Origin of the sequence: Clostridium sp. AF32-12BH (assembly GCF_003477935.1) — a bacterium.
Lineage (GTDB): Bacteria > Bacillota > Clostridia > Lachnospirales > Lachnospiraceae > Brotaphodocola.
The window spans coordinates 1-9554 of sequence record NZ_QUEH01000030.1; the positions used below are offsets into that span (position 1 = coordinate 1).

Consider the following 9554-nt stretch of genomic DNA (forward strand, 5'->3'; position numbering starts at 1 on the left):
AGGAGCGTGTTCACAATTTATTTACTCATGCGTTTGTCGTGGGCTGTATCCGCACAAACGAATCAGATTCATCAGAAAAACCTATCAATCATTTTTTCCCTTGTAAATGGACGTTCAAGGTGTTATATTCTAGCGTGTGAAGGTATAAGCTGCTGTTTTGCCTGCTGTTTTGCAGTTTCTTTATGCATATTATTATGATATTTTTTTTACAAATGGAGGTTTTTATGATCACAAGACCGGAAATACTAGAGGGAATCAAACGACATATCCAGCCCATCCGAGGGCAGGAACACCTGAGATTATTAGAAATTGAACCGGGTCATGCCCGGCTTTCCATAGAAATAACGGAAGAATCCTTGAATCTGTACGGAAATGCCCACGGGGGCTTCCTCTTCTCTCTCTGCGACATTGCCGCCGGCATGTCTACTTATGCCTACGAAGTTGCAAACGTGACCCAGTGTGCCGGAATCAACTTTGTAAAAGGAGTAAACTCCGGCACAGTCTATGTAGAAGCCACCGCAGTCCACAAAGGGAGAAATACTGCGGTAACACGGGTCGATATCACCAATGAAAAGGGAGAGCTGTTAGTCACCGGGAACTTTACCATGTTCCTTGGACAAAAGCTGTAAACGAACCATCTTGTTATTTTGCCAGATCTTTAATGACTTCGGAAGCGATGATCAGTCCCACGACGGACGGCACGAATGCATTGGAGCCCGGAATGTCTCTACGCTCGATGCATTTGTGTGCTGCTCCCGGCGGGCAGATGCAGTGGTTGCGGCAGCTGATGGACATATCCTCGATCGGTCTGGTCGGCTGCTCTTTGGAGTAAACCACTTTCAGCTTCTTCACACCGCGTTTTTTGAGTTCGCGGCGCATAACTTTTGCCAACGGGCAGACAGAGGTTTTATAAATATCTGCTACCTCAAACATCGCCGGATTTAATTTGTTTCCGGCACCCATACTGCTGATGATCGGCACCTTCTTCTCCTGCGCTTCCATAACCAGCTGCAATTTTGCAGTTACGGTATCGACTGAGTCGATCACATAGGAATACTGGGAAAAGTCGAAATCATCCTTTGTCTCCGGCAGATAAAAGCACTTGTGTGTAGTAACCTTGCAGTCCGGGTTGATGTCGTGGATGCGCTCTTCCATCACATCGACCTTATACTTTCCTACGGTTTTTCTGGTTGCGATGATCTGGCGGTTTAAGTTCGTCAGGCACACCTTGTCATCATCGATCAGGTCAATGGCACCAACACCGCTTCGCACCAGGGCTTCTACGGCATAGCCGCCGACTCCGCCAACTCCGAACACAGCAACTCTGGACTGGGCCAGGCGTTCCATTGCCTCTTTTCCAAATAATAATTCTGTTCTTGAAAACTGATTTAACATCGTATCTACCTTTCTGTTTCTGATATGTTTCCCCTTCATTTACTGCAGCCGGTCATAGCAGCCGATTCATGCTGCATTCCACGCCACCGTTTCTCGTTCCTAGACGAAATGCACCAGCACCATATACACGACCGTTCCCACCGTAATGCTCAAAATGGAGCTTTTCTTCCAGATATGAATAACCGCAGTGACTAGCACGCCCGCAAGCAGGATCAGATTGTCCTGCAGGGCAGATTCCGGCACACTCTTTAAACAGTATACCACAAGAGTCGCCATAATTGCCATAGGAAACACATTTCCCAGATATTCGATCCGTTTCGGAAGTTCCCGTTTATTCAATAGAAGAAACGGCAGCATAAACCGTGAGGAACCGAATAGCAAAAGGAACAGCACTGCACTCACACCGCCGATCACCGCCGGAGCATGGTTTTCGCTCTTCCTCCACTGATCGATCAGAATTGTGACGAACAGGGCTGTCATGCAGAAATCCACACCCTCAAAATTTAATTCCCGGTTCATTGACAGATTCCTCATCTTTCGTGTATTTGTACGAATTTGTAAGGTAATTTACCTACCGTGTCAATATGTGTTTCTTTTCAGGCATTGCAAAAACGAGCTCGTTTTCTTTTTGGTTTTTCAATCGGTCATTGCAAAAGCGAACCGAGTTTTTCTCTGGATTTTCAAAATGCTAACATATCAAATGTTAGCATTGACCAACCTGCTATCCATTCGATAAAATAGGCAAAAGATAAGGGAGTAGTCGCCACAAACAAACGTGGAGCAGGGTCAACACACTGGTGCATCTGCATCTGGTTCTGCTTAATGCGAAATGAAATACACAAAATTTGCAAATGATGAGACTTGTCTGCAGAAGGTAATATTCTGCAGACAGGTCTCTTTTTCATTGTGTGCCCAAATGCAACAGCAACACGTCTACGGATTCATGAAAATATTCATTCTGCAAAATAGGCACAGCAAGAAGCACTCCAGGTGCAAGAATCCGCGATGCTCCACATAAAATTAAGAAAAACCGGAGGATTTTCACATGTCACTGATCGAATTATTTCTGCTGGCTGTAGGCCTATCCATGGATGCCTTCGCCGTTTCTGTCTGCAAGGGACTTTCCATGCAAAAGCTGCGCCCGAAACACGCTCTCATCATCGGCCTGTATTTCGGCGGGTTCCAGGCACTCATGCCCTGGATCGGCTATATGCTCGGCATCCGCTTCCAGGGTGCGATCAAAGCCTACGACCACTGGATCGCATTTATTTTACTTGGCATCATCGGATTTAACATGGTCAAGGAATCACTGGACCAGGAAGCAGAGTCCTGCGATGCCTCGGTGGATGTCAAAACCATGCTGGTCCTTGCCATTGCAACCAGTATCGATGCACTGGCTGTCGGCGTAACCTTCGCCTTTCTGGATGTAAACATTCTTCCAGCGATCACCTTTATCGGCTGCACCACCTTTGTGATCTCTGTGATCGGAGTCAAAGTCGGCACCGTATTCGGTGCCCGCTATAAGTCCAAGGCAGAGCTGATCGGCGGTATCATCCTAATTCTGATTGGTCTGAAAATTCTGATTGAGCACCTGTTCTTCTCCTAGAACCGGTGCTTTCTTTTTTCTGTCCAGCATACCGATAAAGCTTCCGACACGCTGCTTTGCACTTATTTTTCTATGTTTTTCCAGGTTTTCCAATGTCATCCCATGTTTTTACTATACTTTTTTCCTATATTATGTTATCATTTTTTTATTCGACCGTCTCGCAGCTCCGTTTGTCCGTGTATCAAGGACATGCTCCCATCTGTGTTTTTTCGACGGTTCGTGCTGTTCTTCTTTTTGTGTTTTTCGGAAAGTTTCATCTTTTCTTTTCTAGAATTTTCCACGAGAACATATCCCTGTTTGGATCAGCAGCACCTATTTTACCACGAAAGAAAGGTATCCCTATGTTAAACACAATCGAATCTGTCAACAATGTGATCAACAACTTCATCTGGGGAGTCCCTGCCATGATCTGTATCATCGGTGTCGGCCTGTATTTGAGCTTTGGCCTGCGCTTTCTGCAGATCTGCAAATTTCCCTACGCGATCCGCGTAACCATCGGACGAATCTTCCGCAAACGCGATGCATCCGATGGTGCCATGACTCCGTTCCAGGCAGTCTGCACGGCACTGGCAGCTACCGTCGGAACCGGAAATATCGCCGGTGTGGCAGGCGCTATCGCCATCGGCGGCCCGGGAGCAGTCTTCTGGATGTGGATTTCTGCAGCACTCGGCATGTGTACCAAGTTTTCTGAGGTAACCCTGGCCGTTCATTTCCGTGAAACAAACAAAAACGGAGAGCTGGTCGGCGGTCCGATGTACTACATCAAAAATGGACTTGGTCCAAAATGGCGCTGGCTGGCAGTCCTGTTCTCCACATTCGGCGTACTGACCGTATTTGGAACCGGAAATGCGACTCAGGTCAACACCATCACCACCGCAATCAACTCTGCACTGGAAAACTACAATCTGATCACGGACCAGAGCAAACCGCTTGTCTGCCTGGTCATCGGTATCATTCTGGCCGCTTTGGTTGCCCTGGTTCTTTTAGGCGGTGTCAAACGTATCGGCAATGTAGCAGAAAAGCTGGTTCCGTTCATGGCGCTTCTTTACATTATTCTGGCACTTGGTGTGGTTCTGCTTCATGCAAACCGCATCCCGCTGGTATTTACCATGATCTTTGAAGGCGCATTCCATCCGCAGGCCGTGACCGGCGGTGTGATCGGAAGCTTCTTTACCAGCATGAAGCGCGGCGTATCCCGCGGCATCTTCTCCAATGAGGCTGGTCTTGGTACCGGATCCATTGCCCATGCCTGCGCTGACACCAAGAAACCGGTCAAGCAGGGCTTCTTCGGCATCTTTGAAGTATTTACCGATACGATTCTCATCTGTACCCTGACCGCTTTGGTTATCCTCTGCAGTGGTGTTCCGGTCGCTTACGGAGAAGCTGCAGGTGCTGAACTGACGATTTCCGGCTTTACTTCCACTTATGGAAGCTGGGTATCGATCTTCACCGCAGTTTCCATGTGCTGTTTTGCTTTCTCCACCATCATCGGATGGGGACTGTATGGGGCACGCTGCATTGAGTTTATCTTCGATGAAAAGATCATCAAGCCATTCATGGTTGCCTACTCCCTGGTTGCCATCCTCGGCGCAACGGTCGATCTGGGACTGTTATGGAACATCGCAGATACCTTCAACGGTCTTATGGCAATCCCGAACCTGATCGGTGTCTTCCTATTATCTGGCACCGTGTTTAAGCTGACAAAAGAATATTTTGAGACTGAGGGAAAGAATGCATAAGATTGTATATTTTTCATAAGTCAAAAAAGGGGCTGTGAAAAAACATAGCCTATAAAAAAGAAGGACCAAGGGTTCATAATGAATCCAAGGTCCTCTTTTTGTGTTAAAATTATACTAGTGTAACGGTTTTAAATTAACTACACCATATCACTTGCCTATTTTCCCGAGAATACATGCCAAAAAGCCTCAGCGTAGCCCCGCTACGCCTACGTTTTTTGACATGTACTCTTGAAAAAACATTCTGCGTGAATGGTGCAGTTATTTAGAAACCGTTACACTACATGTTTTCCAACAGCCTAGGAAGCTCTCCCAGCCGGTTAATATAACAATCCGCCCCCTCCTGATTCATAGAAAACCGGGTCTCACGCCTGGCTACCACATAAAGGCCGGCTCTTTTTGCCGCCTCAATTCCATAAGCGGAATCCTCCACCACAATACACTGCTCCCCGGATAATCCCAGCTGTTCCAAACATTTCAGGTAAATCTCGGGATTAGGCTTGCTTTCCTTAACCATATCCCCACACAGCACAATCTCCATAAAACTGCCAAAACCGCACAACTCCTTCGTCTCCATTGCCTTTTCCCTTGGCGTGGAGGTTGCCATAGCCAGACGCAGACCCATGGCCTTCAGTCTTTTCAGCGTAGGAATGGTATCCTCAAACACAATATCCTGATAAGACACCGGATGGCTTCTTCCGTAAACTCTATAAGCCTCAAAAAATTGTTCTCTGGTCCATTCAGGCGGAAAATACGCCCGGACCGCCTTCCAGTGCCCCTCCGAGGTAGCTCCCACCATCTTTAAAAGCTGTTTCCTTGGAACCTCCCTTTGGGCTGCCTCACGGGTAAATTCTTTAAGCCTTCTCATATAGACAATCTCTGAATCAATCAAAACACCGTCCATATCAAAAATGACCGCCTTTATCCTTCCGTCCATCCGCCTGCACCTTTCCTCGTTCTTACCGCTGAACTGGCTTTGCCTTTGTCTGTAATGCATCCCTTGTGCGCGGATAATTGCGCACATTCAGATCAATCCCCTTTGCTGTATAAGTCAGATAAGCCAAAAGTTGCATCGGAATACAGTATTCCAGGGCAGAAAAGTCCTCATCGTTTATAAAATCCGCTTCCAGAACATGGCCGGACTCCACTCCGTCCTGTGCGCCGATGGAATATACATGCTCGTTCTGGTCATTCATGATTTTGAATAATGTATTGATTCTGTCATAACCCCAGGTCTTTGGAGAAATAAGCACCGTGTACACATCCGGCTTTACAGAGGCCAGAGGGCCATGAAGAAATTCCTCAGACTCAAACCAGAAATAGGGATAGCGGACCGTTTCCATAGATTTCAGTGCTCCCTCCATTGCCGTTCCCACATTTGCGCCATAACCGATCACATAACATTTCTCACAGGCTTTCCAATCTTCTTTATTCGTCTCAAACCATGCCTTGGTTTTTTCAACCACCGCGTTTGTGTGACCCAACACCTTATTCAGTCTTTCCTTATAGTTCCTGTATGTATCTTCATCCACCCGCTTACTGTACCTTGCCGCTTCCAGAGCCATCACATAAAGCGTCAGCACCGTGCAGGTGTACCCCTTCGTTTTTGGCCCCACAAACTCACGTCCGCAGTCGATTGTCACCTTGTTCTTTGCGGTCTGGGTGCATGTGTTGTTCAAATACTCTGTCACAACAAAGTTATCCATTCCAAGGGTATTTGCTTTCTGAAGGGCATCAATGGTATTCGTGCTCTCCCCCTCCTGGGTCACAGCTACCATCAGATCAGTCTCCGGCTTCAGTGTGTCTTCAAAATGCGCAAATGCGTAGGAAGTTACTGTCACGCAGGGAACTCCCAGCATCTTCTCCATAAAATACCTTGCTGTCACACATGCGTTATAGGAGGTTCCGCTGGCCGCCAAAATTACTCTCTCATATGGCTTTTTTGCAAAATTTTCAGCAAAAACGCGGCAGAGGTCTTCACTCTTATCTACAATATGCAGTGCTGCCTCCTGCGTTTCATTGATATAATCCATCATTACAAAATCACTCATTTCAATTCTCCTTTAAATCTACAGTATTCCGAAAAATTTTCCTACAATGCCTACCGCAATAATTCCAAGCATGATCCAGTATGCCTTTACGCCCTTCTTTAACAGCTTGTATACAATAAAGGTTGCCGCAAGGGGAAGCATACAGGGGCAGATTTCATCAAAAATTGACTGAACATCCAATGTAACATCAGAGCCAAAATTAGCTACCAACGCTATTTTTATGGATACCATGGATGCAATCATGCCGCCTATTACCGTAAGTCCCATAACCGATGCCGCCCTGGTCGCGCGGTTCATAAGACCGCCGGAAACCAATGTGTCGATTGAGTCCGCTCCCAGCTTGTAGCCAAACAGGACGCCATAGTAGCGCACCAGGAAGTTAGGGATGTTATAAATCAGCAGGAACAGAAGGGGGCCAAGAAGATTCCTCTGCATAGCCAGTGATATACCAATACCGGTGCCAATGATACGGAAGGTTCCCCAGAAAAAGGTATCGCCGATTCCTGACAGCGGACCCATAAGGGCTACCTTTATGGCGTTTATGGAAGATACATCGAAATCCTCATTTTCGGAAGCTTCCTCCTCCATTGCGGCCGCAATGCCCAGAACAAAGGGAGAACAGGCAAATGTATTGTTATATACCTCAGAGTGGCGGCTCAAAGCCTGCGATAATTTTTCCTTATTATCCCCATACAGCTTTTTAAGTACAGGGATAATGGAATAGGCAAAGCCCGGTGCCTGCATACGGTCCATGGAATAACAGGCCGGAAGAAGAAAAGAGCGGAAAAACAAAGACATAAGATCCTTTTTCGTTATTTTTTTGCCTGTTGCCTCTTCATTAGATTTCGTTGTCATCGACAGCCACCTCCTTATTTGCATGATTGCTGGAATTAAATACTAAAACCGCCAGAATCGCTCCCACAATCGCAACACCTACATTGCTCATTCCTAAAAATGCAACGAATACAAAACCGATAAACAGGTATGGTGCCAGCTCCTTATTGTAGGTAAGCTGCATCAGCAGCGCAAAGCCCAGAGCCGGAAGCATATTGGAAGCCACTTTGATTCCGTCTGTAATAAATGCAGGAATCACTTTAATCAGATATTCAAACAGCGGCGCTCCTACCAGCATGCCTAAAAGGACTACCAAAAACGGGAAGAAGAAATAATTGAACAGTCCCATCCACTGACAGATCTCCATAGTACGGGTATTCCCGTCCTCTGCCGCCCGTTTTGCCCGCTCACTGAGCAGATGGTTTAACGGAATCCATGTCAGGTATCCTATGGTTGTTGCGAAAGTAGAAATCGGAAGTGCCAGCGCCAGCGCTACCTCGGTTCCTGTTCCGCTCCCCAGAACAAAACCAGTACATAATGCGCTTCCCAGAGTGATTTCCGGCATACCGGAATGTGCGCCGATTCCCACCAGTCCCATACTGAGCAGTTCAAACTGCGCTCCTATTATCATTCCTTCTACCGGGTTCCCGTAAATGAATCCTACCAGTGTTCCAACGATTAATGGACGCTGTATCATCGTCATTCCGAAAATACGGTTATCAATTTTACATATTCCCGCGATCAGCGCCACTAAAAAAGCCTTCATAAACATATGGTTATCCCTCCTGATTTTTCAATGCCTTTACAAGAAGCTTCTCAAGATTTACGAATTTGTCACTGGGCGTCGGAAGCATTCCCACTGCCACTCCTGTTTTTATCACTTCAAGAAGTGCTTTCATGTCCTCATTTGTCAAATTCAGATTATCTGTAATATACTCCGCCTTTTTTCTCACTCCTCCGATGGTCAGACGCTGTACGTCCTTTACGCCCTTGCATACCTTCGCCGCATCCTGCGGGTCGCTGACCAATGCCATAATCTTATACTTCTGATTCTCCGGTGCGTTTAAAAAAGCAATTCCATCCTCCACGCTTCGGAAGCCATATTTCACCCCCGGCGGAACTGCCATTTTCAAAGCTTTTTTCCTGAGCTCGTTTTTTACAACCTCATCGTTGATTACTAAAAGTACGTTTGCATCCAGAAACCTTGTCCATGATATAGCAACCTGTCCGTGAATCAGACGGTCATCCAAATGCAGTGCCTTTATCATAGTTCATCCTCCTCTCCCGGCTGTGCAATCCGGTTCACATACCTGACGCCTTCTTTTCCTACGTTTTCCAGATATGCAGCCAATTCCTCTGTCTGCATATCCTTCGGTGCTAAAAGCGCTTCCAGCACCATGCCCAGATTCATGCCCGCAACCAGATACAGCTTCTTAGCGGACAGATATTCCGTCAGAATGTTATTCACATTTCCTCCAAACACATCTGTCAGCGCTATGATTTCATCTCCGGCTTCAAATCCGGAAAGAATCTGCTCAACCTGTGTCCGGATGCGTTCGCCTGAATCCTCTCTTGCGACCATTATGGTTTTTACCGGACTTATCAGTGCACTTCCACAGATAAACGAAGCACTTTCCAGTATAGCTCCTGCTAATGGGCCATGGGAAGCTAACAGCAGATGCCTCATCCCACCATCCTCCCTTCTTTTTATTGATATTTACATTTATTTGTAATATATATACATTATTGGCGATTTTACATTTCTTTCCTCTACATATGTATATATATTTATGTAGGTTCATTATAACATACTCATACTTTTTTGCAATATTTTTTTACATTTTTCATACTTTTTTATACATTTAAAAGAAACATCTTTTGTTTCACGACAAACGCATGAGTAAATAAATTGTGAACACGCTCCTTTTCTGA

General features: G+C 46.2%; 11 protein-coding genes. 3 read left to right on the top strand and 8 right to left on the bottom strand.

The genetic code is table 11. From position 1 onward, the window contains the following. Positions 1-224 precede the first annotated feature (224 nt). Positions 225-629 carry a PaaI family thioesterase gene (locus DWZ40_RS18665; protein WP_118544311.1) on the top strand — a complete coding sequence of 135 codons (405 nt, stop codon included), beginning with the start codon at positions 225-227 and terminating at the stop codon, positions 627-629. Between the two features lie 13 nt (positions 630-642). Here DWZ40_RS18665 and DWZ40_RS18670 read toward each other — a convergent pair whose 3' ends face one another. Both DWZ40_RS18670 and DWZ40_RS18675 read right to left on the bottom strand, forming a co-directional pair. Next, a complete protein-coding gene (locus DWZ40_RS18670) occupies positions 643-1395 on the bottom strand; it encodes a tRNA threonylcarbamoyladenosine dehydratase (protein ID WP_118544312.1) in 753 nt (250 codons plus the stop codon). 99 nt (positions 1396-1494) lie between these two features. Next, on the bottom strand, positions 1495-1914 hold the full coding sequence (locus tag DWZ40_RS18675) for an AzlD domain-containing protein (RefSeq protein ID WP_243035389.1): 420 nt from the start codon (positions 1912-1914) through the stop codon (positions 1495-1497). A gap of 526 nt (positions 1915-2440) precedes the next feature. Between DWZ40_RS18675 and DWZ40_RS18680 the strand changes: the two genes are divergently transcribed. Further along, a complete protein-coding gene (locus DWZ40_RS18680) occupies positions 2441-3001 on the top strand; it encodes a manganese efflux pump MntP family protein (RefSeq protein ID WP_118544313.1) in 561 nt (186 codons plus the stop codon). 341 nt (positions 3002-3342) lie between these two features. Beyond that, a complete protein-coding gene (locus DWZ40_RS18685; RefSeq protein WP_118544314.1) occupies positions 3343-4740 on the top strand; it encodes a sodium:alanine symporter family protein in 1398 nt (465 codons plus the stop codon). Between the two features lie 277 nt (positions 4741-5017). Here the strand turns inward: DWZ40_RS18685 and DWZ40_RS18690 are convergent, their stop codons facing one another. Genes DWZ40_RS18690 through DWZ40_RS18715 form a run of 6 tightly spaced genes read right to left on the bottom strand, consistent with a single transcriptional unit; the run spans position 5018 to position 9309 of the window. Continuing rightward, positions 5018-5674, bottom strand: a complete 657-nt coding sequence (locus DWZ40_RS18690; RefSeq protein ID WP_182430427.1) for an HAD family phosphatase — start codon at positions 5672-5674, stop codon at positions 5018-5020. A gap of 22 nt (positions 5675-5696) precedes the next feature. Further along, on the bottom strand, positions 5697-6788 hold the full coding sequence (locus DWZ40_RS18695; protein ID WP_118544316.1) for an SIS domain-containing protein: 1092 nt from the start codon (positions 6786-6788) through the stop codon (positions 5697-5699). Positions 6789-6806: 18 nt separating this feature from the next. Beyond that, positions 6807-7643 carry a PTS system mannose/fructose/sorbose family transporter subunit IID gene (locus DWZ40_RS18700; RefSeq protein WP_118544317.1) on the bottom strand — a complete coding sequence of 279 codons (837 nt, stop codon included), beginning with the start codon at positions 7641-7643 and terminating at the stop codon, positions 6807-6809. Next, a complete protein-coding gene (locus tag DWZ40_RS18705; RefSeq protein WP_118544318.1) occupies positions 7627-8394 on the bottom strand; it encodes a PTS sugar transporter subunit IIC in 768 nt (255 codons plus the stop codon). Before DWZ40_RS18705 ends, DWZ40_RS18700 begins: the two co-directional genes overlap by 17 nt. 4 nt (positions 8395-8398) lie before the next feature. Continuing rightward, the gene (locus tag DWZ40_RS18710) at positions 8399-8890 is read right to left on the bottom strand and encodes a PTS sugar transporter subunit IIB (protein ID WP_118544319.1); all 492 of its coding nucleotides are present in this window, start codon (positions 8888-8890) and stop codon (positions 8399-8401) included. After that, positions 8887-9309: a hypothetical protein gene (locus DWZ40_RS18715; protein WP_118544320.1), complete on the bottom strand. Its 423-nt coding sequence runs from the start codon at positions 9307-9309 to the stop codon at positions 8887-8889. Before DWZ40_RS18715 ends, DWZ40_RS18710 begins: the two co-directional genes overlap by 4 nt. Between the last annotated feature and the right edge of the window lie 245 nt (positions 9310-9554).

Coding starts and splice junctions, on each gene's coding strand:
- DWZ40_RS18665 (WP_118544311.1), top strand. CDS start 225: ATGATCACAAGACCGGAAATACTAGAGGGAATCAAACGACATATCCAG.
- DWZ40_RS18670 (WP_118544312.1), bottom strand. CDS start 1,395: ATGTTAAATCAGTTTTCAAGAACAGAATTATTATTTGGAAAAGAGGCA.
- DWZ40_RS18675 (WP_243035389.1), bottom strand. CDS start 1,914: ATGAACCGGGAATTAAATTTTGAGGGTGTGGATTTCTGCATGACAGCC.
- DWZ40_RS18680 (WP_118544313.1), top strand. CDS start 2,441: ATGTCACTGATCGAATTATTTCTGCTGGCTGTAGGCCTATCCATGGAT.
- DWZ40_RS18685 (WP_118544314.1), top strand. CDS start 3,343: ATGTTAAACACAATCGAATCTGTCAACAATGTGATCAACAACTTCATC.
- DWZ40_RS18690 (WP_182430427.1), bottom strand. CDS start 5,674: ATGGACGGAAGGATAAAGGCGGTCATTTTTGATATGGACGGTGTTTTG.
- DWZ40_RS18695 (WP_118544316.1), bottom strand. CDS start 6,788: ATGAGTGATTTTGTAATGATGGATTATATCAATGAAACGCAGGAGGCA.
- DWZ40_RS18700 (WP_118544317.1), bottom strand. CDS start 7,643: ATGACAACGAAATCTAATGAAGAGGCAACAGGCAAAAAAATAACGAAA.
- DWZ40_RS18705 (WP_118544318.1), bottom strand. CDS start 8,394: ATGTTTATGAAGGCTTTTTTAGTGGCGCTGATCGCGGGAATATGTAAA.
- DWZ40_RS18710 (WP_118544319.1), bottom strand. CDS start 8,890: ATGATAAAGGCACTGCATTTGGATGACCGTCTGATTCACGGACAGGTT.
- DWZ40_RS18715 (WP_118544320.1), bottom strand. CDS start 9,309: ATGAGGCATCTGCTGTTAGCTTCCCATGGCCCATTAGCAGGAGCTATA.